Source organism: Citrobacter amalonaticus, assembly GCF_002918555.1.
GTDB classification, from domain to species: Bacteria; Pseudomonadota; Gammaproteobacteria; order Enterobacterales; family Enterobacteriaceae; genus Citrobacter_C; species Citrobacter_C amalonaticus_A.
Genome location: NZ_PQMB01000009.1, coordinates 15,845 through 41,778, shown reverse-complemented (window position 1 = coordinate 41,778; position 25,934 = coordinate 15,845). Strand labels below are relative to the sequence as shown.

Annotated in this window: 25 protein-coding genes and 1 pseudogene; 4 read left to right on the top strand and 22 right to left on the bottom strand. The window is 53.2% G+C overall.

The window, feature by feature from the left end:
* Positions 1-7 precede the first annotated feature (7 nt).
* The 22 genes from C3432_RS25605 to C3432_RS25495 form a co-directional block, all read right to left on the bottom strand.
* Positions 8-3,436: a DUF5710 domain-containing protein gene (locus C3432_RS25605; RefSeq protein ID WP_103780210.1), complete on the bottom strand. Its 3,429-nt coding sequence runs from the start codon at positions 3,434-3,436 to the stop codon at positions 8-10.
* A gap of 11 nt (positions 3,437-3,447) precedes the next feature.
* A complete protein-coding gene (gene icmT / locus C3432_RS25600) occupies positions 3,448-3,714 on the bottom strand; it encodes an IcmT/TraK family protein (RefSeq protein WP_001627958.1) in 267 nt (88 codons plus the stop codon).
* A complete protein-coding gene (gene traJ, locus C3432_RS25595; protein ID WP_103780208.1) occupies positions 3,704-4,873 on the bottom strand; it encodes a plasmid transfer ATPase TraJ in 1,170 nt (389 codons plus the stop codon). Before traJ ends, icmT begins: the two co-directional genes overlap by 11 nt.
* Positions 4,870-5,691 (bottom strand): type IV secretory system conjugative DNA transfer family protein, encoded by an 822-nt coding sequence (locus tag C3432_RS25590; RefSeq protein ID WP_103780206.1) that lies wholly within the window; start codon positions 5,689-5,691, stop codon positions 4,870-4,872. The genes traJ and C3432_RS25590 overlap by 4 nt, the downstream gene beginning before the upstream one ends.
* Complete coding sequence (locus C3432_RS25585) at positions 5,688-6,143, bottom strand: DotD/TraH family lipoprotein (protein WP_103780204.1); 456 nt, start codon at positions 6,141-6,143, stop codon at positions 5,688-5,690. Before C3432_RS25585 ends, C3432_RS25590 begins: the two co-directional genes overlap by 4 nt.
* 124 nt (positions 6,144-6,267) lie before the next feature.
* Positions 6,268-7,422 (bottom strand): site-specific integrase, encoded by a 1,155-nt coding sequence (locus C3432_RS25580; protein WP_103780202.1) that lies wholly within the window; start codon positions 7,420-7,422, stop codon positions 6,268-6,270.
* A 410-nt stretch (positions 7,423-7,832) separates the two neighbouring features.
* A complete protein-coding gene (gene pilV, locus C3432_RS25570) occupies positions 7,833-9,131 on the bottom strand; it encodes a shufflon system plasmid conjugative transfer pilus tip adhesin PilV (RefSeq protein WP_103780198.1) in 1,299 nt (432 codons plus the stop codon).
* 98 nt (positions 9,132-9,229) lie between these two features.
* Positions 9,230-9,841: a prepilin peptidase gene (locus C3432_RS25565; protein ID WP_103780196.1), complete on the bottom strand. Its 612-nt coding sequence runs from the start codon at positions 9,839-9,841 to the stop codon at positions 9,230-9,232.
* On the bottom strand, positions 9,841-10,311 hold the full coding sequence (locus C3432_RS25560; protein WP_023208005.1) for a lytic transglycosylase domain-containing protein: 471 nt from the start codon (positions 10,309-10,311) through the stop codon (positions 9,841-9,843). The genes C3432_RS25565 and C3432_RS25560 overlap by 1 nt, the downstream gene beginning before the upstream one ends.
* A 13-nt stretch (positions 10,312-10,324) precedes the next feature.
* Positions 10,325-10,918 (bottom strand): type 4 pilus major pilin, encoded by a 594-nt coding sequence (locus C3432_RS25555; protein ID WP_103780194.1) that lies wholly within the window; start codon positions 10,916-10,918, stop codon positions 10,325-10,327.
* A gap of 26 nt (positions 10,919-10,944) precedes the next feature.
* Positions 10,945-12,060, bottom strand: coding sequence for a type II secretion system F family protein (locus C3432_RS25550; RefSeq protein ID WP_181012979.1), 1,116 nt, complete (start codon positions 12,058-12,060; stop codon positions 10,945-10,947).
* Entirely contained in the window at positions 12,053-13,549 is a 1,497-nt protein-coding gene (locus C3432_RS25545) for a GspE/PulE family protein (protein WP_103780191.1), read from the bottom strand. Before C3432_RS25545 ends, C3432_RS25550 begins: the two co-directional genes overlap by 8 nt.
* Before the next feature lie 2 nt (positions 13,550-13,551).
* Positions 13,552-14,088: a type IV pilus biogenesis protein PilP gene (gene pilP / locus C3432_RS25540; protein WP_103780189.1), complete on the bottom strand. Its 537-nt coding sequence runs from the start codon at positions 14,086-14,088 to the stop codon at positions 13,552-13,554.
* Positions 14,075-15,358: a type 4b pilus protein PilO2 gene (gene pilO2, locus C3432_RS25535; RefSeq protein ID WP_103780187.1), complete on the bottom strand. Its 1,284-nt coding sequence runs from the start codon at positions 15,356-15,358 to the stop codon at positions 14,075-14,077. Before pilO2 ends, pilP begins: the two co-directional genes overlap by 14 nt.
* A 4-nt stretch (positions 15,359-15,362) precedes the next feature.
* Positions 15,363-16,991, bottom strand: a complete 1,629-nt coding sequence (pilN, locus tag C3432_RS25530) for a PilN family type IVB pilus formation outer membrane protein (protein WP_103780185.1) — start codon at positions 16,989-16,991, stop codon at positions 15,363-15,365.
* A gap of 14 nt (positions 16,992-17,005) precedes the next feature.
* Complete coding sequence (gene pilM, locus C3432_RS25525; RefSeq protein ID WP_103780183.1) at positions 17,006-17,437, bottom strand: type IV pilus biogenesis protein PilM; 432 nt, start codon at positions 17,435-17,437, stop codon at positions 17,006-17,008.
* Positions 17,437-18,405, bottom strand: a complete 969-nt coding sequence (locus tag C3432_RS25520; protein ID WP_103780181.1) for a toxin co-regulated pilus biosynthesis Q family protein — start codon at positions 18,403-18,405, stop codon at positions 17,437-17,439. Before C3432_RS25520 ends, pilM begins: the two co-directional genes overlap by 1 nt.
* 77 nt (positions 18,406-18,482) lie before the next feature.
* Positions 18,483-18,860, bottom strand: coding sequence for a hypothetical protein (locus C3432_RS25515; RefSeq protein WP_146050975.1), 378 nt, complete (start codon positions 18,858-18,860; stop codon positions 18,483-18,485).
* Between the two features lie 125 nt (positions 18,861-18,985).
* Positions 18,986-19,180, bottom strand: coding sequence for a hypothetical protein (locus tag C3432_RS25510; RefSeq protein ID WP_103780177.1), 195 nt, complete (start codon positions 19,178-19,180; stop codon positions 18,986-18,988).
* 11 nt (positions 19,181-19,191) lie between these two features.
* Positions 19,192-19,401, bottom strand: a complete 210-nt coding sequence (locus C3432_RS25505; protein ID WP_103780175.1) for a TraR/DksA C4-type zinc finger protein — start codon at positions 19,399-19,401, stop codon at positions 19,192-19,194.
* A 67-nt stretch (positions 19,402-19,468) separates the two neighbouring features.
* The gene (locus C3432_RS25500) at positions 19,469-20,125 is read right to left on the bottom strand and encodes a hypothetical protein (RefSeq protein ID WP_258041661.1); all 657 of its coding nucleotides are present in this window, start codon (positions 20,123-20,125) and stop codon (positions 19,469-19,471) included.
* 181 nt (positions 20,126-20,306) lie between these two features.
* Complete coding sequence (locus C3432_RS25495; RefSeq protein ID WP_103780171.1) at positions 20,307-20,852, bottom strand: transcription termination/antitermination NusG family protein; 546 nt, start codon at positions 20,850-20,852, stop codon at positions 20,307-20,309.
* A 934-nt stretch (positions 20,853-21,786) separates the two neighbouring features.
* Between C3432_RS25495 and repA the strand changes: the two genes are divergently transcribed.
* The 4 genes and pseudogenes from repA (at position 21,787) to C3432_RS25460 (ending at position 25,915) form a co-directional block, all read left to right on the top strand.
* The gene (gene repA, locus C3432_RS25490; RefSeq protein WP_103780169.1) at positions 21,787-22,656 is read left to right on the top strand and encodes an incFII family plasmid replication initiator RepA; all 870 of its coding nucleotides are present in this window, start codon (positions 21,787-21,789) and stop codon (positions 22,654-22,656) included.
* A gap of 824 nt (positions 22,657-23,480) precedes the next feature.
* Positions 23,481-23,788, top strand: a pseudogene (locus C3432_RS28170) (ATP-binding cassette domain-containing protein); the annotation flags it as partial.
* A gap of 1,134 nt (positions 23,789-24,922) precedes the next feature.
* On the top strand, positions 24,923-25,237 hold the full coding sequence (locus tag C3432_RS25465; RefSeq protein WP_103780163.1) for a phage holin family protein: 315 nt from the start codon (positions 24,923-24,925) through the stop codon (positions 25,235-25,237).
* A gap of 252 nt (positions 25,238-25,489) precedes the next feature.
* Positions 25,490-25,915, top strand: a complete 426-nt coding sequence (locus C3432_RS25460; RefSeq protein WP_103780161.1) for a lysozyme — start codon at positions 25,490-25,492, stop codon at positions 25,913-25,915.
* Positions 25,916-25,934: the final 19 nt, after the last annotated feature.

Below are 25,934 nucleotides of genomic sequence, written 5' to 3'. Positions count from 1 at the left end.
ACCTCCGTTAACGACCAGGACGTGGCATGCTGGGGGTGTGTCGGTGGGTTGATTCCGGCTCATGGCGGACTACCAGCTGGTCAGGTGCCACCGGTGCACTGTCAAATCCCAGCTGCTGCTGTAGTGCCGCCGTACGCTTTTCCGGCTCAAGGCCCTGTGCATATAAACGCTGGGGTTCATTATTCAGGCGGAAGACATAGTCGTTAAAGCTGCCCGTGTCGTTGTTAATTGGGTTGCCGTAGCCCAGGGGTTTAAGTCCGTCAGGCGTGATTTCGTTGAGCGTCATGTGAGGCGCGCCCCGGGCGTTTTTACACAGTCTCCCGAGTACCGGCTTGTACACATCGTCATGAAGTACAACGCCCTGGACATAGTCGCCGTGGGCTTTGACCAGCAACAGTTTGAGCTGTTGCTCTGCATCCATCGCCTGGAAAAGCGCCTTCCCGGCATCGCGGGACGGGGCAGGGAGCGTGGGGTTGTCAGGCTGTCGGTCGGGGCTGGGTACACCTTTGCCTGCCGGTTCCGTCCACAACGCATCGGGCAGTCCGGGCCAGTCAGGCAACGACACCCCGGCCTTCTTCGCCAGTTCTTCCACCCCGGCCTGGAGGGCGTTCCAGTCCTTGAGTGAATACGCGAGTAGTTCGCCAGGCGGGGTCATCGACCGGGTGTCGGCATTGACGACGGTGGGGTCAATGGCCTGTCTGGCGGTCCATTTATTCCGTTCCCGCTCCTCTTTGCGGTAGACGGCATGGCCTTTCTCATCAACTATCGGTTTTCCGCCCGGACCTTTCTGTTTAACATCCACGGTGACGGTTTCTTTGCCCGTCATCTGCAGCTTGACCAGATCGTTGTTTTCCAGGCCTGCATCGGCAATGGCGGCGCGGAGTGCTATCCCCCAGACGATGCGTTCTCCCTCGGCAGTACGCAGCCGGGCATAATAACTGTGGCTTTCGTCCTTCTGGAAGTTATATGGCGCGGGACCGTGTTCCAGCAGTGTCCCCGTCAGTCCTGCAGATGCCTCATCATGGCTGGCGTTCATGGGGACGGGCGCAGGGGCTTTTTGCGGCAGAATATCTGGCGGGAGCGTTTTGGAGGACACCTGCTGAGTACTGGCTGCCTGCGTCGCTTCCGCCGCTGAAGGCCGGGGGGCTGACGTGTTGTTCCCGACCGGATGCACCAGAATTTCGGAAGCCTCACTGCCCAGGGGCGTGGGTTCATCCGGCAGACCAGGTTCGGCCAGCAATTTCTCACGCGCTTCCTCGAGCATTTTTATTTGCTCCGGATTTGTGAGCTTCAGAGGCAGGTCGTACTCCGCTATCAGGTTGATTGCCCGTTGTATAAACGCCGGACTGCCGGTCAGTTCGATATTACCCTGCAGAACCATGTCCTGCTTTGCCACCAGGAGTGCGCCGAGGATCATGCGGTCATTCTGACTGGCCTGCGGCGTGGCCATAATGATGCGACCCTGCTGCATATAACGGGTAAAAGCGCGATCACCGTCGAGTAAGTAGTGCTGGGTGCCGCGTTCGCTACCCGGCCTGTGCAGCAACGCGCCTTCCAGAGCAACTAAATCAATCCGCTCGCGTGCCTGCAGACTTCTTTCAAAGCGGATACCGTCAGGCTCTGGCATGGCTTCACTTATCGGGATGTCATTGTCCGGAGAATCATTCTCTTCTGTCCCGGAGGGGGAGGCATTGCGTAATGGCGGCGTGGCTTCGTTCACGGGTGGAATGACTGGCTGAACCTCCTCGTCTTCGAGGGCGGGTTTAGGCGATGCCGGGGGCGATTCCTGTTTTAACAGCGATGACAGTGACGGCGTCGGGTCCGCCCGCGTGGCGCTCTGGCTCTCAGCCGCAGCGGGTGCAGCCTGTTGTGGTTTTTCCGGTTTATCGTCTGTGGTGACTTTCTTCTGCCGGGGTTTTTTGGGGGCCGTTGCCGTTTTTGCTCTGCCTTTCTCTTTTGCTTCGGCAGGCACCGTTTTTTTAGTCCGGCGGGCTTTATTCACCGTAGTCGCTGTGCCGGCTCCGTCAGCGCTGTCCGGTGACAGCGTTTTCGACGCGGCAGTCTCAGCTACAGCAGCTACAGGCGCGACAGGAGCAGCAGGGACCGGTTCAGGCTGGACGGTCTCAGGTATGGCATCCTGTCCGGATGCCATCCAGTCCTCATAGGCTGCCATCTGGCTTTCGGCTTCAGCCTGACCTGCAGGTTCACTATTCACATTATCCGGTTCATTCATGATAACAGTCTCAGTCGGTTGTAATTCGGGGGAGGCGTCAGGCGTGGGAGCGGATAACAATTTCTGACGCAGGGGGGCCAGTTCTTCGGTTAATGCCGCCAGTCCCCGGGACTGGTGCAGGTCGTTAAAATCCGTCAGCCCCTGTGCTTTTTCGTCCGGGGTGAGCGACGGTAGTACGGCAATTCCGCCCGTCAGTCGGGCCGCTTTCTCTGCGGCTTCTTTGCCGGGATTACCCGGTCTGTGGGGTTTGGGCGGGTCATCGTCCCCCAGAAACAGCATCGGGCTGTCGGGGTATTTCTGATGCAGGCGCTCGGCCACTTTGACCAGGTTACCGGAGTCAATGGCCATGACGACCGGCATGCGTAGCGCCATCGCTCCGCTGGCGGCCGTGGCGTACCCTTCGGCACACACGATGGGTCTGCCGTTTTTCAGCGTGCCGCCGACAACGAAAAAATTGCCACTCTTTTCTGCGTCTTTGGTCAGGCGCTTGTTCCCTTCGGGATCGATGGTCTGCATCGAGCGCATGACACCGTCAGCGTTCTGCAGGGGGATAAGCAATCTCTGTTTGTTGTCAATGTGTACGCCTCTGGCTGCCTGAACGCCTTTTTTCACCAGATAGGGGTGCTGATGCCCGGCCTGGCCAAATTTCCCGTGGACATACCGGACATTGCCTGCCTTCTTGTCCTGTAATACCCGCTTTGCTTCGGCGCGGTCCCACTGACTCTGGGCCGTCACGGCTTTCATATGCAGCGAAGCGACAGGGTCGCCTTCTTCACCGCTGAAGTACCAGGTACTCAGTTCATCCTTACCGCCATCCCGGAAGTCGTTGAACCAGCCGTTGGGCAGGCCATCCAGGTGCCCCACATAGGTACAGGATTTTTTACCGGGCTTGTCATCCCTCATACGAATACGCTGGCGGGTACCGTCCATGATGACCTTATCAGGTACATCGGCGCCGTTAGCATGAAGGAAGTCAGTAAACTGCGTCAGCGCATCACCGGCTGATACGCCGGTCAGCAGCGGGTCAGGTTTCCACCGTTTGAGCGCTTCCATGTCGGCACCGGGAAGGGCATACCAGACCTTGCGTTCATCATCAAAACGGAGTGCGGATTTGTTATTTTCGAGTTTTCCTGCGGCCTTACGGGCTTCATCCTTCTCGTCATGGGGTACTGCCAGATAGGTACGGGTTTGCGTCGTCTCCATCGCTGTCTCCTTTACTCAAAGAATTTTCGGTACCACCAGGGCCTGCCTGTCAGGCGACGACCGCGAAGAAGGTGGAAGATGCGCTGGCTGAGTACCGTGACGGTGAAGCCAAAGTGCGCCAGAACGGCATAAAAGAGGATGAGTCCGATGCAGAACAGAAACATGTTCGTGGATGGCCACTTAAACCAGATCGCGAAAATGAGCCATGCCAGCGCCGGAATGCCAAAAATGTTAACCGGGGGGGAGGCATCCCGCCCCGGGTGATAATCACCGGACATGATGTTGACTCCGCTTAATAAATTCACTGTTACCGAGATAGCTGCGCACTGTCTCTTCGGATACGCGGTTTTCCTGGTACTTTTTCCATACCTGGTCGCTGATACGGGCTTCCTGTGCGGCAAGGTCTTTGTTGAGCACCGTGGCCCACTGCGTGTATTCATGCCGGCGCAATGACTCACGAAACTCATCATCGAACAGCACATATTCCTGGATGGCGCAGCGTCTGCCATCCGTGGTGGGGACCAGGCGTTGCATGACGATAAAACGCATCAGTTCCAGCATGTCATGGGCCAGCGGTTCGCGGTTTTCTGCCGGCAACATACGAATGCTTCGGGCAAAAGCGTGCCCGGCAGAAAATGCATGTTCTGTTCCCAGACACAGGTGGCCGGACAGTGCCGCACTTACCACGCCTTCGACGGTCTCACTGTCGCGCACCTCACCAATCCCGATAATCGTCGGCGCCTGACGCATCGACAGGCGCAGGCCTTCGGCATAGGTCGGAACGTCGCGGCCGATTTCACACTGCTGCGGCTGCAGCAACCAGTTCGGCCCCCCGAGCAAGCCTTCAATCGGATCTTCATAGGTGGTGACCTTGCAGTCAGGGGTCGTTTCACCGTGATGCTGGTATACCGACGTCAGTAACGTGGTTTTTCCCGAGCCGGTGGGTCCCACGATGAGGCCGATACCTTCAACCGGGAGATGCGCCAGCGTCTGATACAGCGGATCGGGAAGCCCGAGGCTGTTCAGCGCCGGGATTTGGTTGTTAATGACGCGCAGGGTAACGGCAATAGCGGTATTGAGGCCCCGGATTGTGGCCTGGGTGAAGTTGGCGCGAAAACGGATGCGTTCTCCTCTTTCAAGGCCGTAGCGCTGCTGACTGTCACCCTCGAGTTGTAACGCGGCATCATCACCTTTCCCGGCCTGAATACGGGCCTTGACGAGCGGGGTGAAGAGAGAGTCGATAAGCAGGAGCAGTGTCGAATGGTCCAGCGTGAACGCCGAGGCCCGAATCTTTCGGCCGTGGTGGCCAAGTACCAGCGGACCGCCGGACTGTAAATGAATGTCTGACACGCCATGCCGGTAACAGTGGACAAAGAATGCGCGGAATACATCGGGCGTCAGACCTGCTGAGAAATCAAATTTATCCAGGGTTGTCATTGCGTTGCCCTTGTCTGAATCAGCGGCTCCCATTTCTTCTTGTCCAGATCAAAACCGGCGCGCTGCTTCAGGTCGCGAACCTTATCACCGAGCATCAGCTCCTCACGGCTGCCGCTGACGCTCTGCTGTTGTTCGGCAATAACGGGCGGGGTGATCATTTTTTGTTTCACAAGCAGTGAATAGCGCATCATCCCGGTGTAATCGCGGGTAAGCCTGTTGAAGTTGGCCGCCAGCGTGTCATCCGCGCTCTGGCGGCCTTCCTGCCAGCCTTTTTTAATGGCGTTCTGCCAGACCGTGCGCTCTGCCCGGTTACGCGGAATAACCGTGTCTGAAGGGGCGGACTGGACGGATAATCCGGCGAAAAGATACTGACGCCAGCCGGGTGGATTACTGACAAAACGCTCGGGCACCAGGATGTTGTAAACGTGGTTTGCCGTACGCATTTGTTTATCGGTGATGGTGGCCAGCGATGTCGCCTCTGCAATGACAGGGGGCAGCCAGCCCTGACGGTTGATCAGCGGTGAAAAAAGATACGTGTTGTCGAGCTGACGGGCGCGCTGCTCCAGAGACTGGCGAAGTTCCCATGCCCGTTGCGCTTTTCCCCCGCGAAATCCTTCAGTTTTGCCGGCCTCAGTCAGCATCTGATACACCGTATCGTTAACCCCGTTGTGGTCGTCTGCTTCAGGACTGAGATAGGCCGACATTGAAGGAGGCGGCGGGGCAGGACTGACGGTCGGGGTGGCGGCCATTACCCCGGACAGCGGGGTAAAAAGAGCAAGGACGATGAGGCCCTGAGCGTAAAGGGGGCGTGTTGTCATGACATTTTCCCTTTGAGTGGTGGCATGAAACCGACTTCAAGTGCGTCAGGTTGCTGTGTCACTGTCGCGCGCCAGCTGATTTGCGTGCGGATAAGGCGCAACAGGGTTTCAAAAGTCACGTCACGTTCGTGAATGGTGACGGGCAGTGGCAGACGGACACCGGAATAACGCAGGGTGATCCCCCGCTGATTCGCCAGTTTTGAGAGCAGTTCAATCGCATCCCCGTCCCAGTCCACCGAAACCCGTTGTGAGTTGGATGTTATGCGGCCGGGTAATAACCATCCATCTTCGGTCAGCGTCAGTGCAAGGCGCTGTTGTTCCTGTTTAAACGCGATCTGTGCCGCAGATGGAGACAACCTGGATGATGTCGACGTCGATGTGGATGCAGGGGCCTGATGGCAACCAGACAGCAGGAATGGCACCAGGACCCCGATGAGGGTTGGTAATTTCATAAGTTAGTCTCAGTCAGGTTTTAAGGATGGAAGGGGGAGTTTCGGAATGAGAAAAAGGATGACGGGGAGCATCCTTCTTCAGTCAGGGAAAGAGCCGGGTGGCTTTTCCCTGTTTTCAAATGTGTTACGCGTGGACGGTGGCGCTGATAAGCGGGTTGATCATCACTCTTTCAGCCATACCGTCAGGCAGTTCTCCGGGCTGCGGCACGCGTTCACCGCGCTGAGCGGCAAGCGCCAGAACCCGGAGTAACGCGACGGATGCCGCCTCCATAGCACTCTCACGTGAATGACCCGATACTGCAAGATTATCGAAGTCGTGCAGGCGGATCTGAAAAACGGTCTTCCCCTCATCATCGACAGGTTCAATGCAGGCCGGATAGGGCACAAAATAGGGCGCTATTTTTTGTGTCTGCCGACGTCGTGCATCGAGTTTACTGACGAGCTGGTATGCCCTGAGATGGGTATATCGCTTGAGCATATTCAGTGATCGGTGACCGGAAATGGCCGACACTTCCATCACGTTCAGCGTGCCCAGTTCAAATAACCTGCTGATAGCTTCATGGCGCAGATCGTGAAAATGCAGGTTCTGAATATTGAGTCGCTGAAGTGCTGTCCGCCAGGCACTTTTCACACCGGCAGAAGTGTAATTAAAGACCGGCCCGGTCATGGCCATGTCCAGATCCTGGAGCAAACGGCGTGCCTTACGCGACAGGGGGACATCACGTGTGCTGCCGTTTTTCGTCTGTGGCAAATGTGCAACACCGTGCTGGATATCGATATGCTCCCAGCGCAGGGATAATATTTCGCCCTGTCGCATGGCGGTTTCAATAGCCAGATGGAAGATGGTGTATAGCGCCGGGTTTTGTTCCCGAAAATAGCGGGATAACCGGCGCTCTTCCTGCGATGTCAGTCGCCGGTCACGCCCTCCTGCGACTTTAGGTTTGCGCACCAGTTCAACCGGGTTTGTTCTGCAGGTTCCCCATTCCACCCGGGCCAGGTTATAGAGTGATGAAAGCAGGGCCAGTTCCAGTCGAACCGTATTGCCCGAAATGTTTCGCCCGGTACGGACATTGATCTGCGAAAGCCGGAAATCACGATAGGAGGCAATATCCACCGTGGTAATTTCGTCCATCATTTTCTGGGCCACAGGGTGACGCTGTATGACGCATACGCGGTAAAACTCCTGTTGATGCCCCCGTTTATGCACGGATGTGGTGGCGTAATATCTGGAGAGCGCGTTATACAGAGACATTTTTTTAATACGCAATGGCCGGGACATGACGGGTTCCTTGATAATCGATTTTTAAGAAAGTTCTCAACCGTAAACGATTATTCGAGATGAACTCAATATATACAGATACATACGTGCCAATCCGGTCGGTGGAAAGTCATTGCGGGGAGTACTGTGAAAACCGGTTTAATCGCCAACGGTCAGCAAATACCTTTACCGCCTGGATTTAATCAAAATCAATGTACGTGGAGCGTCAGCAACGCACAAAACCCTCATGGCTGGAAGCCTAATTATTATGCAGGCTCAGTAGCATATGTTGATATAAATCGCATAGTTAAATGCGGATATTATGATGAGTACAACTTCCACGCCGGAACTAATCGCGCTGATTTGAATGGGCAATGTAGTTATGTCGTTAGCTGCCAATAGCCAGCTTTCATTCTGGAATCAACAAAGAATTATTTGAAACACACAGCATCACAATAGTTAAAACCAATACCTCTATTTAGAGTCAGGGTCCAATCGCCCGTAGCCACGTTCATGGCCACATGACAGCGTAATTTATCGGGCGAAGTGGTATCTGTTCCAGTAACCCGGCTAATTGAACAAAACTTCTGTTTTCCCAGGTTGAGATCCTTGTTCCACACGCCTTTAAAGACGGTTACGGTTGGTGAAAAACCAATTTCCCGCCACCGACCGGATTGGCACGAAAGTGTGGCACCTGTTGCGGTGCGGCTTACAGCCCCGTCTTTAGGACAATCCGTATCGGCAACATGGATTTTCTCAAGCTCCAGTACCCCTCCGACAGACACGTTACCATCTGAACGCAACTGCCCCCCCCTGATCTCTCCGGCGGTATAAATTCCTTTGTTATTCAGACTGCGAAGCGTGCTACTGTCCGCCATATAAAAACCACCGCCGTAGGTCTCGTTCATCCAGCCCTTGTTACCCTGCGTGGTTATCCATCCGCCCGTACTTTTAATATCGCCACTTATCGTGGCTTGCTGACCTTTAATTTCACCGCTGATTGTTACGCTCTGGCCGCTAATTCCACCGCTGATAATGGCTTGTTTGCCTTTAATATCGCCGGCGTTATCAAGATTATTCTCGTTCATATCAATAGCGGTATGCATACGGTTGAAGTCCGGATGACCGTTTACAGCGTATCGATACAGGCGATCGTTCCCCTGACCACTGGTTCCCAGTTGGTCGGAAGGAATAAAGGTCACCAGTGACCCCTGTTTACTGCTCAGACCGTAGTCTGCCAGTTTCATTTGCCAGCCACCGCCAGCACCAACAGCCTGATTGTCCGGCCAGACATAGCCTCCCAGCCCCGATATGTTGCTCGATATATGGCGAAGTGCGCCAAAATCCCAGGGTTGTCCACCCGTGGTCATGACAAACGCCTGCAGCTGGCTGCTCATTTTGGGGTTACTGACCACCGCAATGAGGTAGCTCTGGTTGTGATCATTTGCGCCAAAACCAGCAGGAAGGTGTCCGGTCGTCTTGAGGGTGTTTACCGAGACATACACCGGATGCCCGGGTTTTACCTGCGTGGCCAGTGTGTCGATGTTGTCACTGATGTACTGCCGGGCGGCCATCTGCACGGTATTGAACTGGCTGGCCGTCACATCCCAGACCCGCTCTGACTGTTGCCGGGCCATCATTTCGATTCCTCTTGGCGCTGCCATCATGGCAAGACCCAGTACCAGCACCAGAGACATCAGTTGTGCGTTACCCTGGTTGATTTTATTCATCGATTCCTCCTGCTGAAATTATTCGCAGCGTATTAATCCTTTGCCCGGTCATCAGGCAACTTTTTTCACATGTCAGCGCCGGGAAACGCTGTCGGGTATTAACTCCGGAGAAGAGGGACGTCCCCGGTCAACTGACCTGCCAGTAAGGACAGACATAACCAGGGCGCCAGCGGCTGGGGTTTTCTGATAACAGCCATGAGCATCATTAAAAATGCGAAACCGCAACTGTAGAGCGCGGTGGTCGCCGGCAGCCAGGCAAACAACCCTGCGATAAGGTGAACATCCCCCCTTCCCAGCGCTTCGCGTAGGCAGAGTCTTTTTACGCCCCACCACACACTCCACATCAAACAGAACATCACTGTGCTGTTGAACATCGCCTGCTGTAGCGACAGAAACTGCCCGTCGGGCAGCAGCCGGACCAGGAGGCCGGCACACCAGAATGCGTTGGTAAAACGAAGTGGCAGCCAGTGCTGCCAGGCATCCAGCCACAGCAGCGGCAGCAGGGCGGTGAACATAAGCAGGGCGGGCATATTGCCCTGATAAACAAGAAACATCCCGAGCAGCAGAAACAGCAGTGACACTGTGTCGGACAACCGGGTAGGTAACGCCGGGGCGTTGTGTTCACGCAGAAATACATTGACCTGCCGAAGTTGCAAAAAAAGACATAAGCACAGCAACGAGAACGTGAGAATACCGACCTGGAGGCTCATCAGCTCCCCCTTAAGCGCTGGTAAATGCTGTAAATATCCCGGGCATATCGCTGCCGGATGGGCGCATTTTTGTCCCTGAATCCTGCGTTATAGGAGCCAAGACAATCCCAGGTGATACCACAGACCTGAAAATGCCGTGCCAGCACCCAGGCACCTGCCTGAATGTTCAGGCAGGTGTTGGACAGTAAATCCTGATGGCTGCTGATGACGCCCATGCTGATAAGCCGTCTGACATTGTCGTCATTAATCTGCATCAGGCCGTAGTCGCGACTGGTGACGTTCCCTTTTTTGTCCCGGTTTTTACCAATAGCCTTCGGGTTGAGGTTCGTCTCTTTGATGGCGATCGCCTTCAGCAGAAGGGGATCAATGTGGTAGCGCTGTCCCGCTTCGGCAAAACACCAGGCATGAGCCTGAGCCGTCAGGCCCAGACTCAGTGCAAGCAGGAGAAACGCGTTGCGTAAGACAGCCATGCCTCCTCCCGTCTTAGCTGTTGGTGGTGAACGCCAGCGTGTTTGTCCCCGTACTGCCGCTGTCAGCCACGCACTGGTTCCCGGCGTTGGCGGCAGACACCACGCCACTGTTGGACGTGCCGTTAATGGCGGTGGTCACCACACCGGGTGCGCCGCTCATCTGGGTCGCCAGCTGTGTGCAGGCTTCAAAAGGGTAGGTGTTATAAGTCAGTGTAAACGCCGCTTTAGCCGCACCATTGCTGGTTGCCGGCGCGAGGGTCACTGAGCCGCCAAACTGGTTTTTCAGTGTGGCTGAACCTGAAGATTTATTACCCACAATCATTCCTTTCGGTGCACCACCTAACTGAATGAACGTGCCTGTCATGTCAGCAGCACCACTGAAATCATAAATTCCGTCTGTTTTCAGTCTGGCACGGGCGTTGGTGATGATTGAGCTGCCGTTGCTGTACTCAGCCTGTATGCTGTTGGAGTCAGAAATATTGGAGGCAAATGACATCACACCCACGACCATGATGGCCACGATACCAATGACGAGAACCAGCGCCAGCAGGTTAGCTTCTCCACGGTGAACGGACGTGGGGCGTCGGGATAACATGTTGTTGTCCATAAAGGTTTCCTTTTGATGGGGATAAACTATGCGCCGGTAACAGCGCTGAGGTTTTGAGTGGAAAAGGCGACGAGCGCCATATACAGCCCTGACAGGGCGTAAATCAGCAGATTTAACCAGCCCGCAAGACTCTTAATCCCGGCCAGCGTGCGTTCGAGCTGGTTACGGGCAAAGCTGTCGATAATGGTTTCCCCGCCATCCCCCTGCGTCAGGAGCTTCAGCCGGTTGATGGCATCTCTGGATGGAAACCGGTAACCGCTGTCAGCTAACGACTGCCCCAGGGAACACCCACTGTTCATCAGACGGTGAGCTGCATTGAGTCGCTGACGTAACCAGGGAGAACCATGCAGACTCAACAGACTCAGCGCATCTTCGTTTCTGACCTGCGCGCGGGAGAGGGCGGCGAAGTTGAGCAGGAATGTGGCACCCTGAACTTCCCGGTAGATTGACCAGGGGGGAAGGGCATCCATGAACAGACGTGCCCGGCTGGTCAGGTTACCGAAGGACCAGTAAACCCACGCAAAGATAAACAGCGTGCCGATAATCCATAAAATCAGGTGCTGACCAAAGGCGTCGGAAATCACAGCCATCCACACTAGACTTCCCTGCCATTGTTCGCGGGGTTTCAGTGTTTCCAGCTGGGGAAGAAAATTCCAGGACATCATGCAGGCCAGAGCCACCAGGCTGAAAAACAGGACCAGCGGCTGGATGAGGCGCTCCAGCAGGGTGGAACGGATATCGCGCACAGCCAGAACCAGGTAAATGGCACGTCTGAGTGAGTCAGCCAGTCGCTTCTCCTTTACTCCGGACTGAATGATGGCCGCTTCATTGCGGGGTATCCAACGTCGAAGTCCCACATCAAGGGTTTTACCCTTTTTCAGCGCCTGCGCCACTTCCTGCAGGCAGTACACGCTGGCCCGGGGGCGTAATGTGCCTTCCCGCCGGTTCTCCATCATACCTTTAACGGCATCCTCCAGTTTAACGTTGTTGTCCACCAAAAAGGCCAGGTCCTCATAAATCATCAAACGGTCGCCGGCATTAAACGTTTTACGCCCCAGCCACACTTCGACCCGCACCCACCCGATACTGAAGGGCGCAAGCAGGTTTCTCAGTGGGGCCAGAACCGAACTGATATCAAACATGAACGGCCTCTTTTGGGAGTAGAAGACGATTGTCCTCATCCAGTGGACAGATGAAGTTCGCGTGCAATGGATCAACCGTGCCGGCGTCAAGATAGGACTGTAAATGGGCGCGACGGGTAATGCCCTGCATGTAATGCACCCAGTAACTGCGGGTCTGCAGCTTACCGTGGCGCTTGTTCATATCCATAAACATGGCGTTGGGACGGATAACCTCGGCGATGACCTGTCTCCCAGTGAAACCTTTCTTGCAATGAGTGCAGCCATCCGGATGACGGAAAGCGATACGCTGCGTGTCTGTGTGTTCAGCCAGCAGGTTCTTTTGCAGTGCGGTCAGCGGTTGCAGCGACTGCGCCCCGCATCGCTCTGCATAGTTCAGTTTGCAGTGAGGGCAGAGTTGCTGTATCAGCCGCTGGGACACCAGACCAATCATGACCTGCGGGTCAATGACCAGTGAGGCGCTGATGTTGAAGGTTTCAATCAGTCGGTCGAGAATACGAATGGCATCCGGGGTATGTACCGTACTCAGGACAATATGACCAGTGAGGGCGGCGATAATGCTGGCCATTGCGGAATTACGGTCCCGCTGCTCGCCGACCAGAATGGCATCCGGATCAAGTCGCATACCGCTGGATAAGGCGCTGCTCCACGCCTGGCTCACTGCCTCCGGGTTACTGCGGTCTGCTTTGATACCACACTGAACCGCATCGACTATCCCGCCTTCAACCGGATCTTCAAATGTCAGAAGATGCCTGGTACCGTTGGTCCCATCTATATACATCCGGCACAGCGTACGCAGTGTGGTGGATTTTCCTGACCCGGTGGGGCCGGAAATCAACATCATACCTTCGGGCGTCATCAGCATCTGTTCAAACAGCTCAGTTTGTTCCGGAAGAAAACCCAGCGCCGATAGCGTGGACGGATTGTCACCGTCATCGGAAATAAGGCGCATCACCACTAACAGGCCAAACTCTGTGGGATAGTGCTCATAGCGCGCCCCAAACAGTCCCACCTGACGCAGAAACTCTTTACGTAGACGTGCACTTTGAGGTCGGTTTTCATGAAAACTCGGTTCTGCATCGTCGCACATCGAATGGATGATGGTTCTGGCCAATTTGTATCCTTCGGCCGTTTCAAGATGTCCGGTTTCACTAAGTTCGCCGTGAATACGATACAGGATGCGGGTGAGTCCCTTTTCACCGATGCGAAAGTGTATATCCGAGGAATGTTGTTTCAACGCTTCACGGAAATACCCCAGCACACGGTTTTGTTCCTGAGAGTTGTTGCCGGCATGTTTTCCCAATGTCATATCGGGGTGCTGCCCCTGCTGATACTCTCTGAGTTGTTGTAAGGAGCAGGTTTCAAGCGTCAGGGAGACGTCGCGCAGTATACGCGCCACCTCGCTTTGTACCTCCGGTAAGGCAACATGGTCTGTCGACACATAGAGTTTATCGGCAGTCTGAAACAGATAACGGTTAGCCGTTTCTTTCATAGTTAATCCTCTGCGAAAGCCAGTAGCCACGGCTGTTTACCCGGCCTGCTGACGGTGACCGCGTCGAAGGTGATTTTTTCCACCGTCAGATTTACACCAGGAATGGTGTTGCCGGCCTGCACCATGAGTTGATTGCCGCCACTCAGACGTATCAGCGCGGAGAGCGTTTTACCTTCCCCCGTTATCTGAATCACCTGCGGAGGCGGTTCGTCCCGTGCAGATGCTGTCGGTGCGGATTGCGTGGCTGAGGTGTCATACGGCAGGGGAGAGCTGGTCATTGACGGGCTGTCACCGCCACTGCTGAGTTTCTGGAGTTCTGTCAGCGCCTTATCACGCAGCAGCTGGGCTTTGTACAACATGGTTTGCGCCTGTATATCCTCCATATGGATGACATTTTTGCCTGTTGGCGGGGCAGATACCGTCACCTCATCTGACGGGGGAGGCACCATTTCGGCGCTTTCCGGACCCGGGAAAAGAGACTCCGCATGGACCAGCACAGGAAATAAAAAAAGCGAAGCAATCAGGCTAGTTCGCAGCATAGAGATAACCCTCCAGGGTATAGGTCAGTTGACCGTCGCGTTGTGTGAGCGAAACCTGTTCCAGGCGCAGCCCGGTGTCATCAAAGTGCTGGGCCAGAAACAGGCGGTCAGGAGGTATGTCGGTCACAAAGGTAAAGGCGTAAGTGATCCACGGTACGGGAATGATATTTCCGGCATCATCACGCAGCGCATTGTCCTGTCTGATAAGCTGCAGCGCGGCGTTCAGGCGCTGAGCAAAGCTGGTGAATCGTTGTGTCTGTGTCGCATTATCCGGAAGCGTTTCGGCTCCAGTGCTGGCGGGAGATGCAAACGTCAGCGTGAAATTGGCCATGTTGGCCGCGCCTGGAATGTTAAAACCCGCCGGTATGCCCGGATACCAGTAAGGCAGACGGCTGGCGAAATCCGCCACCGTGCCACCTTCCGGGAGCGCATAATTCACCGTCAGGCTGCCTGCGGGTGAACACTGCGCCTGGGCGAACGTCCAGCCGGCAATGGAGAGGGGCAACGTTTTCCAGTGGTTATGGCAGGTACGCAAAACGGTGTTAAACCGCGCCTGGCTGGCCCACGGCCGGGGCAGGTTGCCGCTTTTAGCCGCAGCGCGCTTTGCCGCCAGAGCGGCCTGTGCATCTGCAATTTCTGCATTTTCCCTGCGCTCCTGCAGATACTGCCAGCCAAAATGCCCGGCAAGGAGAAGCACCAGAAGCACAATCCATAACCCCGCCGCGGCTTTCACATTCGTCGGTAACAGCCGTGGTGTCTTACGCGTTTTATTCCGGAGCATCCAGTCCGTGAGTGCCGGTGGTGGCTGTGTCTCTTCCTGCACGAAGCCGTCAGGCGCGATGACCTGCCAGCCCGCAGCGGGCAGGGGATTCATCGTGACAAAGACATCAATGGCTTTTTTTATCTGTTCGGCGGACCCCACCATATCACTGAGGGGAGAGAGCTGGCCGCCGAGGGTGGCCACGAACCAAAGGGACGTTTCCGACAGTGGAATAACGGCATATCCGTCCTTCGGCAACAGGGGCAGAATATGCAATGCCAGTGAACGGTAAGGCTGGTGATCCCGTGTTTCCTGAAACGCCGACAGTACTGTCATCCCCAGCAACACCGTATCCGGCTGGCGCCACACCAGGTAATGTTCGGCCCCTTCAGCCTTTGCCTGTTTTCGGGAACGTCTGGCTGGCTGAGTTTCAATAACCTGCCAGTTCAGCCCGGCGACATAGTGCACTTTTTCATGGTCAACAACGTGGATGTTATGAAGTCTTTCCATGAGGTTATCCCAGGATTATCGGTGTAACGAACATGACCAGTTGCGTACGGTTCTGCGACCCGCTTGCGCCACCGCCCAGACCAAAGAAGCGGGATGAACCTACCCCCTGGTGATCAGCGGTGTTATTGAGCTGCTCATACCCGCTTAAAATCAGCGTCTGCCCGGACTTCATATTGACGCGCTGCGTGAAGGTCTTCAGACGGGTTTTCATCAGTTCCACGGAGCTTTTTTCGCCCTGGGGAACGGTACGCATGGTCGGGTCGTCAGACATGTTGACGCTGAACTGCAACTGCATACTGCTGCTGGCCGGCATCAGGTACGGCAGGACCGTCATGTTGAAGCCGGTCGTGATGGTGGAGCGTGTTGAAGATATGCTGCTGCCGACGTTAGCGGTCTGTTCACTGGTAACGTCAGAGATATAGTCCTGCTGCAGGGCAACCTGAATCGGCACGGCACTCAGATTGGTGGTGAGACTCGAGGACTGCGTGGCCACGCTGACATTACCCTGTTCGGATAACGCCTTGACCAGCGCTTTTGTCCCGGCCCCTTTGCCGTCGACGATCATCGCGCCGCCGCTGGCAATCGCGTCGTTGGCGCTGGTAAACGTGTTGGTGAAGGTGGCCTTCACGCTGCTGAGGTTTAATACCGCATCCCAGTCGATACCGAGCTGGTCTGCGCGTCTGTTCTCCACGCTGTAAATCTGAACGTTAAGGACGACCTGGCGATTTAACTCACGATTGCGGTCGTCAATGTACCGTCCTATCTGTGAGAGCACGCGGGAGGTGTCGGTGACGGTCAGTACGCCGGCAGACAGGTTCATGCGCCCCACACCCGGTGTGAGCATCGCCTTCACGGTCGCGGAGACATCCCCGTACAGATTGGACTTGATGGCCATGTCGGTGGACTGCGAGGTATTATTGTCCCCGCTTATGCCGCCGCTGCTACCGCCGCCGCTGCTGCCCGTTGAGGATGTGGTGCCGCTGACGGTTTTCGACGTGAATCCCGCCTGTGAGTCCATGAACAGCACAGGGAAATTGCGGGTATCCAGATAGAAAATGACTATCCGGCCTTCTTCATAACGCCAGGATAAACCGAGGCGTGCCGTGACATAGTCCAGAAAACCGTCGAGTGTCCCCTTCCAGTACACGCCTCGCAGGGTGGCTCCGCTGCCGGTGCGTGGGGTGGGTGCCGCAACAGTATTACCCATCTGTGCCAGCGGCAGCATGCCGTTAGCGTCCGGCGTGGGAAGGGGGCCTTTAATCTGTTCTGTCGGCCCAGTGGCCTGTGTGACCTGCCTCGCGTCCGGGGTAAATACCACCGAAATATGGCAGGTCCGGGTGATGTGCGCACTGATGTCATTGACGGATATCACACCGGGACGGTTAATCTGTACCAGACAGGACGGGAGGCGTTCCCGGTCATTGCCTCTGGCATTGAGTGGGATGGGGTTTATCCACTGGCTGGGGAGTTCACGAACGACTTCACCACTTTTCATCTTCTGCAGATGCTGACTGGTGGTCTTCTCATCGTCACGGGCCTGTTTACCCACGGCGTCAATGCGGTCCAGCGTGCTGCAGCCGGATAACAATACCAGGCACAACATCGCCAACGCAGAAAACGTTTTTCTCATCATTGGAGTTCTCTTGTTTAATTGAGGCAGACCAGGCTGCCGTCCGGAATGGTGTCGGGCACGGTGACCTGCATATCGGTGTTGGTGGCATCAAACAGACGGCGGCCCCGAACCTGCCCCGTCAGGGCGGAGTGCCCGCTTTCGGCAAGCAGGGCGCTGAACAGGCCCGGTTTTGCCGGTTGCCATACCCACAGACGGTTGCTGACAACCTGATTTTTTAGATGGATGGAAAACGGGATACCCAGCTGGCTGGCTGTGATGGTGCCGTTCTGCATGGGGTGGTCATACCGCCAGTCATTGAGGGCAGTGACGTAGGCAATCGTCTGTCGTGCCTGCTGGGGCAGCTGGTTCTGGATATTCTGCTCTGCTTTCGCCAGACCTGACGGCGTCGGCTGACCGCCATAAATCACCACAGCAAATATCCCCAGCAAATAAAATATCAGGGGCATCAGCGCGGCTCCTTATCATCAACCAGCAGCACACACTGTGCCGACTGTGTCGCGGCATAAAGCGGGGTGGATGCGGTGCCGTACAGAATAAACAGGTCGTTAATCGCGCTACGGAATGAACCACTGAACGCCAGTGGGGCATCAATGCGGTAATTCACGGTGGTATTCCATGCCAGCTTCCAGGTGCCGCCTGGCGTACAATTCTCCCGGGTCGTCCACTCCAGTAACGTATCCTTGAGGGTGGAGCCCACGCTGGCCTGCCAGATAACCGCTCTGACTGCCGGAGGTTTAACCACACTGACTTTAATTGCCACAGGAGCCGTGCTGGTTTTGACCCCGCTCCCGGTGAAGGGATTTTTACCCGGTGTGGTTTTCACTTTCGCTGCCGGAGGGGATACAGCAGGAACGCCCGATGTACCGGCCTGCGATACAGAGACTTTTTGTGTCGTCCAGTTGATTTCGGCGCGCATTTTTTCCTGCGTCAGCAACCGGTTAAGCACGTAGGGCCACTGGTCGTTCCCCTGCCAGGTCAGCGGGCGTTTCACCTCCGGCTTCAGCCCCATGTCGTAGTGGATGGTCCAGCCGGCAGGGACAATCTTCGCCAGTGCCTGACGCAGGGTGGGTGCTTTCCCGGACACGGCCAGTGCCGGCATGGCTGGACGCAGGCCAGTCATGGTGAGCGCCGGCCAGCGAGCGGAGGGGGCTGCTGGCGGGATGGCAGCGGTTTTCCGGGCAGGGACCGGGGGTATGGCTTTTGGGGATGACACCAACGGGGCCGGGCGGGATGGTGCGGGTAACACGGGTGTCAGTGCCGCGATCAGTTGTTGCTGAACGAAACTGACATTCTGCGTATTGACCGCAATCATCTGGTCGACAACATTATCGGCAGGCACATCCGGCTGGGAATTACCCTGCACCGCGCAGCCACTGAGCAACAGCCCTAAAGCGGGTACAGTGTGTTGTTTCATAGGGGCTCCATAGTGTGATGCGCTGAAACGACATCACGCGGGTCTGAAAGAGAGTGTGATGCGGTCTGCGGCGGGGATTACAGCGAGTGGTCAGTGAACGTGGGGGCAGTAACAGCGATGATGAAGGTTTCATCGCCGACAGGGATGCGAACTTTCCCGGTTCTTCCTGGACGTATGCTGATTTTTTGCGAGAATGTGACGATTCTGGATTTACCCCTGTGTATTACGCCAGACAGGGTGACAAATGAGAACGTCGACGTGCCTGAAGTGCCTGTGTTAAAAACCACCGCAAACTTATTCTGATCACCGTGGTTTATCTCAAAGGGAATATCCGTGAATTTGTTTACGGGATAGACGCTGCGGCCGGAAGCAAAGAGTTGACCGTCTGTTCCCTGCATTTCAGGTTCACTGACCAAAAAGATTTTCCAGGAAAATGCGCATAAACCTTTTTGCATATCACAGACTGGCTTGTCAGCACCGGAAAGTGGACGCTGTTGAGCGGTTGTGCAGGATGTCAGCATAAATAGCGAGAGAATGACCAGCGCGGAGCGGCACCATGATGAAGCAGGTATCAGTGAAGTCATGAGCTTTTCCTCTGATTCAGCCTTGTGATGGTGTCATTGAGCTGTGTCTTGTCGAGCGAGGGCAATAGCTCCACCAGGGCACTCAGTACCTGACGGGCACTGACCGGGGTGTTACAGTCGTTGGTTGAACGAATAGCCTGAAATTCCAGGGTCTGTGCATGCTCCTTTTTGAGCGAGAAACAACGCTGCATTTTTTAATTCCTTATGTTAGTGGGATGAAATGTTCCAGGAGGGCCTGGCAATCCACACATCGCCTGACGCCCGGTAGCGCCTCACGGCGAAGTTTGGGTATAGGGTTTCCACAGTCACAGCAATGTGTTGCTGACGGCTGCACTGGGGGAGGTGTACGCGAGAACTTAATCTGGTTCAGAAATTCCATTTCTTCGTTGGCATGATCACAAATATCCGGCATGGCGTTCTCCATCAGAATGAAACGTGCAGAAAGACAGGGAGTGGGCTAAGTGCGGGGGAAAAGTTTGTCAGTGGTACAGTGGTGTCCACAGGTCGTCCGGGGTTGCGCCCCAGACGTTTTCGGACAGTGATGGCATACCGATATATACCGTACGTAGCGTGGAATGCCCCGTCTGAATTTCAGTCCCCGGTTTCACCGAAAAACCATGCAGATGAAAAATCTCTTCGAACTGATGGGATGGTCTGTTCAGCACGAGCTGGAAGGTCAGCGGGGCATTCATCTGGCCGGTCGATAAAAAAGTATCTTCCGTTCGAGTCAGCTGAATATAGTGATTCTGCCGGGTTTTCATCCTGGTGAAGATTTCCGGTACGGTTTGTTCAGGGAAACGGCACAGACAGCTGCGCCAGCTGCTACCATGTAGTGCATTTTTAGCCTCCCGCAGCCGGATAAAATCACACTGTTCGCTCAGGACTGACTGTTGCCAGAGCGCCGTTAAAATTCCGTCGATTGGTTGTTTTTTATCTTTGCCAAGCAGTTCGCGAAGGGAGGTGAACTCCCGGGCCAGACCTGAAAAGGCCGGTACTTTACGCGCACCTGTCAGCCACTGTGACAGAAATTTTCTCCTTGCAGATTCGGACGTGAAGGGCGTGTCGTTATGGGCGCAACGCAGGGCCAGTAACATGCACCACAGTAGATGCGAAACAGGGTTTTCTTGTTGGGGCATAAGCGATACCAGATTTACAGAGGAAACGGTTCTGGACTGATGCCTGTTTACCCGCTGTCTGGAACAGGGCTGGAGAATGACAGTACGCGGCAGAAGAACAGGGATGTTCATGAAGGGTGCCGGTCAGGCATCAGTCCGGAAACGAAAAAAATGCCCCTGCACGAGGGGCAACAGGAACCTGCTACATGGCTCCAGAGTTCTCTGGTGACTGAAGGTCAGAAAAAACGGTATCCGCAGTGTTAAACACCAAATCGTACAACATGGTGATACGCGATACAGAGTGCGTCGTCATATCGAGTTTCAGCAAATAATCATATTGTTTTTGGCTCAGGCACAGGCCGGACGCGGCTTCCAGTTCAGTACGTGCGGCACTGTTTAGTGTCGGGTCTGGCCAGGTTTTCATCAACGCCTCTACAATCCCCGGTCGTACCGGAGCGATGGCTCTCCCGACATGGACAAAGTCACAAAACGCGCTGTGGCAACGAATACTGGCGATGTTGTGAATTTCAAAATTTGCCTTAAGAAAAAAGTAACCGGGGAAAACCGGGTTTATCCGCTTGCGAAAACCGCGCTGCTTATCGCTACGTCTGACCAGGGATATGGTCAGTGGTGTCCACGGTATGATGTGTTGCTCTGTCAGCCAGTCAAACAGCTGTTCTCTGTGGCGTCCTCCAGTGATGTATTGAGCTAAAAACCATTGATAATGCTCTAATTGTTCAATATTCATGAAGGCTCCGCACGAACCGATCCCCGGGGGAATCATTCTGTAAATCAGGAGGCGAAGGTGCTAAACGATAACGCCGGAATCAAAGGGGTGAGCTGAAATCCTTACCAGCGCTATCACTCAATACATTCTTGTCTAAGCAGCATCAAACACACAAAAAAGAACAAGGCGGAGTATTCTTATTTGAATAGTGTTTTTCACTACTATATTTATTAAAAACGATCGGAAGATCTAATAAAACAAGAAATGTCGATCTTAAATATTATTAATGAGTGTGTTTAGTAGCATAATATTCTGATGTAGATCATCTTATTAGATCGTTCGACCAGAAAATTAAGTAAACATGATCTTTTTGATCGGAAGTTAGACCTATATCGGATAAATGTTCTGCGTGCGTTAAGTATCAGAAGTTTGATTTCGGTCACATATTTCACCCGATAGCACGCGTAACTAATTGTTCTGATTCGATAAATATTAATTGTTAATAATCACACATGTTAATTATATGGTTAATTGTGCAAACGAAGGAGGAAATCTGAAAGGGGGATATGCCTTGCGTGCAGGAACCGGCATGATTTTACATAAATGAAAAAGGCGATCCATGCAGAGGCCTGAAGATCCTTTAGTTGCAAGCCTGGAAAAAAACGGTAAGATTTACGCACCTTGCGCTCAATTTACGATGTCAGTTGATTATTAAGCGCAAAAACGGACAAATACGGAGAACGGCTATCGGCCGGGCTTCGTGAAGGGATAGGGCATATCCTGAAATGCTCAAGGGAAGAGGCTCCGGAACACAGGGCCTTGAATGCAAAAACCCCCCGAAATCTGGTTCAACTTGGCGGAAGATACAGATATCAGGGGGTCCAAAAGCAGGCGGTGGCCTGCGAGAGATTATAACGCATGCATTTCATAAAACAATACCCAAAGACCGCCATAAGTGTCGGTGGGTGTGGCTGATAAAAAAGACCTCCACTATAAGCAGGTCAGAAATCCCAGTCCGGAATTCACCCCGCGTGAAGGAAAGGATACGCTGAAGTTCTGTCTTAAGCTGATGGCGAAAGCCGAAGGCTTCACGTCCCGTTTTGATTTTTCCGTTCATGTGGCCTTCATGCGGTCGCTGGGGAAGCGTCATCGCATGCCGCCGGTACTGCGTCGTCGTGCCATTGATGCGCTGCTGCAGGGGTTGTGCTTCCACTATGACCCTCTTGCCAACCGTGTGCAGCGCTCCATCACCAATCTGGCCATCGAGTGCGGTCTGGCCACAGAATCAAAAAGCGGCAATCTGTCCATCACCCGTGCCACACGGGCGCTGAAGTTTATGGCGGAGCTGGGGCTGATTACCTACCAGACAGAATATGACCCGCAGATTGGCTGTAATATTCCGACCGACATTACTTTCACGCTGGCGCTGTTTTCCGCACTCGACGTCTCGGACGTGGCTGTGGTTGCCGCACGCCGTAGCCGCGTCGAATGGGAAAATAAGCTGCGTCAGAAGCAGAATCTGAAGCCGCTGGAGATGGATGAACTGATAGCGAAAGCCTGGCGGTTTGTGCGCGAACGGTTCCGCAGCTACCAGTCTGAACGTAAACTGCACGGACTGAAGCGCGCCCGTGCCCGGCGTGATGCGGACAGAACCCGCAAGGACATAGAGACACTGGTGAAACAGCAGCTGACGCGGGAATACGCCAGCGGACGCTTTACCGGCGGTCTTGATGCCATGAAGCGTGAGTTGCAGCGGCGCGTGAAAGAACGCATGCTGATGTCGCGGGGCAACAACTACACGCGACTGGCCACCGTCCCCATATAACCCACCAGATTATAAATCCGGCGTCAGTCGGAGGATTCCGCACGTCTGTTGCCAGCCACTGCCTGTTTTCTGTGCAGAATAGTCGTTCCCCACGCAAAAATTTCTCGCATCCTGCCGACAGAAAGGACAGAAATGTTGTCGCCGGAGCCATTTCCGGTCGCTGAATTTAGTTACTCACAAATAACTGCAAGGGACCTTTCCATAAACTTACAACCGAGATGCTGACAAAGCGCCAGGCGACCTGATTTCAAAGTGCGTGGTTTCCTTTAAAACCCTGATCTGTACTTCTTTTAAAAACATAATCTTTATCTCTTATAAAAATATAACCTGTTCATCGCCTGCCCTGTGGACAGGCTCCTCAGAATGCCCGCCCTTGCAGCGGACTCACGTCCGCGCCGGTTCGGAAAAACCAAAGGTAGCTCCCGCCTCTACGTGGCGGGCAAAAAAACAGCAATACTAGTTACAACATTCAATTTATTTATCCAAAAACCGGTGCCCACCCAACCACCCAGCCCCTCCCGGCACTGAAAAGCGCCGCCGCCCCGGCCAAAGGCCGGGAACAACATCGCTTTTAATACTGGATGTTGTAACTATGGTTCTTCATTGCTGTCAGTAGTGTTGCTGTAAGATTTGAGTACACGCTCGTAAGCGCCCCTGACGGGACCCTAACGCGGAGATACGCCACAACTGCGGCTACGCCTTGTTGTGACCACTCCGACCGCGCACATCGGCTCCAGAGCCATCTGATAGCGGGTTATGGCTTTACAGGAAGAAGGGGGGTTAATAGCGATCTTCTATTGATCAACCGGCTATGCCGGGCTACAGTGCCACAGCATCCGGAATTAACCTTTAATCCCCAACGCAGCACTGGCAATGCGGTTCATGATGTCTGGCAACCTGCTGCGGAAATGCTTACCCGTCTTCATATCAACCCTGAGTGGTTAACTCGCCATCCCGGACAGCTTTCTGGTGGTGAACTGGCGCGAATCGCTTTACTTCGCGCACGCGTTTTCTTATTGCTGACGAAATTACTGCCCAGCTCGACTCTTCCATTCAAAGAGATATCTGGGCGCTGCTGCTTGAAGAATGTCAGCGTCGACCATTGGGTATGCTGATTATCAGCCATCAGTAAGCGCTACTTGATCAGGTCTGTACGCGGACTCTACTCTCTTCGGACGATTCATCCTTTCAGGCAAGTATCTAATTTTAATATAAATCAATCGGTTTGGCTGGGCTATTGTGCGGAACAGTTGTTTTTGCAGCTCATGCTTCGATTCAAGTGGGCTTTTAGCCGGAAGGTTCGGCCCGGATTTTACGGCGCACCTGATAAATTTATTAATAACAATAATGATAATCCCCCTTGTTGAGTGATTCCCTCGATCGTTATTTGTGGTTTGATAGGTATGAGCTATCATGATGAGAGGAAATGATCGTTACTAACGATTTCTCTTCCTTCTTTTTTTTTTATAGTCTATTTAGACAAGTTAGAAAGCACACCTGAAAACAGTCTTTAGCCAAGATGTTGATTAATAGTTGCCATGCTTCATTTAAGGCTTTCTATTAATATCGTTATACATGAAATAAAATTTCATCTGATTTTGATGAAAGCTCTAAAATACTTTTTTAAGATGATTTATTGCTTGAGTTACAATATTTCTATTAGGTTATGCATGGCCTGAGTCGCTTGCTCACAGTCATGATGAATGGGATGGAATATAAAGGAGATTAGATATAAATGCGCGTGGCGAGCTTTGGGTGTATGGCTATCGTTATAGCTATTCTCACTTTGTGAAGTCGATATTTCTATCAGCAGTCCATGAAATGGCAGATAAAAGCAGATGAAGCAAGTACGTCGGTCAGGCAATATGAAGTTCAACTTAAAATCCTACAGAGCCAGAAGAGCAGGCTTGATGAACTAGATGAGCACTATACGGAGAAACTATATGAGGCTGAACAACAGAATGCGACTCTTTGCCGGTGATCACCGCAGGATGCTATTCTCTGGTCAAATTACCTGTTCAGATCGGACCTTATCCTCTTTAACCAGCAGCCTTGGCCATGATGGCTCTATCGAATTATCTTCATATACTGGACAGCGTATTCTTTCTCCGGGAAGGCATCATCCGGTACCAGCAAAAATTGATGTATCTTTAACGATATATTAGGCAGTTCTGTATGCCAAAGTAAAAATATATAGCATAGGTATGAGTCCATTATTACGGTCCGATTTACGAAATATTTTAACATTAAATATAATTGGAGTGTAATGATGATTTTTACGCTACCCAAACCACTGCCTAATGGCGATATAGTCTTCTCATGGCTGATTGTGGGGGTGTTTTCTGCCTGGGGGGGGATTGTTCGGTATCTAATAGAACAAAAAGCCTCAGGAAAAAAATTTTGCTTTTATGAGGTTTTCAGTCAGGTCGTGATCTCCGGTTTTACAGGATTTTTAGCGGGTGTCTATGGCTATGAACAAGGTTACACCGAGTTTAAGACTCTGATCCTCTCAGGGTTAGGCGGAGCATTTGGCAGTCATTTGCTTGATCTGTTATGGAAGCGATTTTCTCAAAAATTATAAAAATAACATAATTTTATTTTCCAATATCACGACAAGTTACCCAGTACAAATTTTTTGTACAGCATAACATCACCCATATTGATAATAAGTAAAAATATAACCATTTCTATAATATAGAGGAGAACCATGTATCATTAAGGTTAAACATTTGTTGTTATGAAATAGTGCGGCAAATTTCTGAGGATATTTTAGTGTTGCCATTTCAAATTTTACATTTGTTAGCAGATACTATTGCTGGTTGGGGGAGGTAAAATGAAAACAGATGTCAATGGCCTTAATATAATTAAACATTTTGAAGGGTTAAGGCTACAGGCCTATAAATGCCCAGCGAATATATGGACTATTGGCTATGGGCATACTGCCAGTGTCTTACCCAATGACGTTATCACCAGAGAGCAGGCCATAACCTTATTACGTAAAGATGTTGAGGAGAGTGAAAGAGCGGTAAAGCATTATGTGCACGTTCCACTGACGCAAAATCAGTTTGATGCCTTAGTCTCCTTTGTTTTCAACCTGGGGGGCGGGAATTTTAGTACTTCCACGCTACTGAAAAAACTTAATGCCGGTGATTATAACGGCGCGGCAAGCGAGTTTGGACGGTGGGTAAATGTTGGCGGCAAACCTCAACCTGGCTTGGTGCGCAGAAGAGAGGCTGAGAGTGAACTCTTTCTAAAATGAAGCTTTTCATTTTATGGCA

Coding starts and splice junctions, on each gene's coding strand:
- C3432_RS25605 (WP_103780210.1), bottom strand. CDS start 3,436: ATGGAGACGACGCAAACCCGTACCTATCTGGCAGTACCCCATGACGAG.
- icmT (WP_001627958.1), bottom strand. CDS start 3,714: ATGTCCGGTGATTATCACCCGGGGCGGGATGCCTCCCCCCCGGTTAAC.
- traJ (WP_103780208.1), bottom strand. CDS start 4,873: ATGACAACCCTGGATAAATTTGATTTCTCAGCAGGTCTGACGCCCGAT.
- C3432_RS25590 (WP_103780206.1), bottom strand. CDS start 5,691: ATGACAACACGCCCCCTTTACGCTCAGGGCCTCATCGTCCTTGCTCTT.
- C3432_RS25585 (WP_103780204.1), bottom strand. CDS start 6,143: ATGAAATTACCAACCCTCATCGGGGTCCTGGTGCCATTCCTGCTGTCT.
- C3432_RS25580 (WP_103780202.1), bottom strand. CDS start 7,422: ATGTCCCGGCCATTGCGTATTAAAAAAATGTCTCTGTATAACGCGCTC.
- pilV (WP_103780198.1), bottom strand. CDS start 9,131: ATGAATAAAATCAACCAGGGTAACGCACAACTGATGTCTCTGGTGCTG.
- C3432_RS25565 (WP_103780196.1), bottom strand. CDS start 9,841: ATGAGCCTCCAGGTCGGTATTCTCACGTTCTCGTTGCTGTGCTTATGT.
- C3432_RS25560 (WP_023208005.1), bottom strand. CDS start 10,311: ATGGCTGTCTTACGCAACGCGTTTCTCCTGCTTGCACTGAGTCTGGGC.
- C3432_RS25555 (WP_103780194.1), bottom strand. CDS start 10,918: ATGGACAACAACATGTTATCCCGACGCCCCACGTCCGTTCACCGTGGA.
- C3432_RS25550 (WP_181012979.1), bottom strand. CDS start 12,060: ATGTTTGATATCAGTTCGGTTCTGGCCCCACTGAGAAACCTGCTTGCG.
- C3432_RS25545 (WP_103780191.1), bottom strand. CDS start 13,549: ATGAAAGAAACGGCTAACCGTTATCTGTTTCAGACTGCCGATAAACTC.
- pilP (WP_103780189.1), bottom strand. CDS start 14,088: ATGCTGCGAACTAGCCTGATTGCTTCGCTTTTTTTATTTCCTGTGCTG.
- pilO2 (WP_103780187.1), bottom strand. CDS start 15,358: ATGGAAAGACTTCATAACATCCACGTTGTTGACCATGAAAAAGTGCAC.
- pilN (WP_103780185.1), bottom strand. CDS start 16,991: ATGATGAGAAAAACGTTTTCTGCGTTGGCGATGTTGTGCCTGGTATTG.
- pilM (WP_103780183.1), bottom strand. CDS start 17,437: ATGCCCCTGATATTTTATTTGCTGGGGATATTTGCTGTGGTGATTTAT.
- C3432_RS25520 (WP_103780181.1), bottom strand. CDS start 18,405: ATGAAACAACACACTGTACCCGCTTTAGGGCTGTTGCTCAGTGGCTGC.
- C3432_RS25515 (WP_146050975.1), bottom strand. CDS start 18,860: ATGCAAAAAGGTTTATGCGCATTTTCCTGGAAAATCTTTTTGGTCAGT.
- C3432_RS25510 (WP_103780177.1), bottom strand. CDS start 19,180: ATGCAGCGTTGTTTCTCGCTCAAAAAGGAGCATGCACAGACCCTGGAA.
- C3432_RS25505 (WP_103780175.1), bottom strand. CDS start 19,401: ATGCCGGATATTTGTGATCATGCCAACGAAGAAATGGAATTTCTGAAC.
- C3432_RS25500 (WP_258041661.1), bottom strand. CDS start 20,125: ATGCCCCAACAAGAAAACCCTGTTTCGCATCTACTGTGGTGCATGTTA.
- C3432_RS25495 (WP_103780171.1), bottom strand. CDS start 20,852: ATGAATATTGAACAATTAGAGCATTATCAATGGTTTTTAGCTCAATAC.
- C3432_RS25465 (WP_103780163.1), top strand. CDS start 24,923: ATGATGATTTTTACGCTACCCAAACCACTGCCTAATGGCGATATAGTC.
- C3432_RS25460 (WP_103780161.1), top strand. CDS start 25,490: ATGAAAACAGATGTCAATGGCCTTAATATAATTAAACATTTTGAAGGG.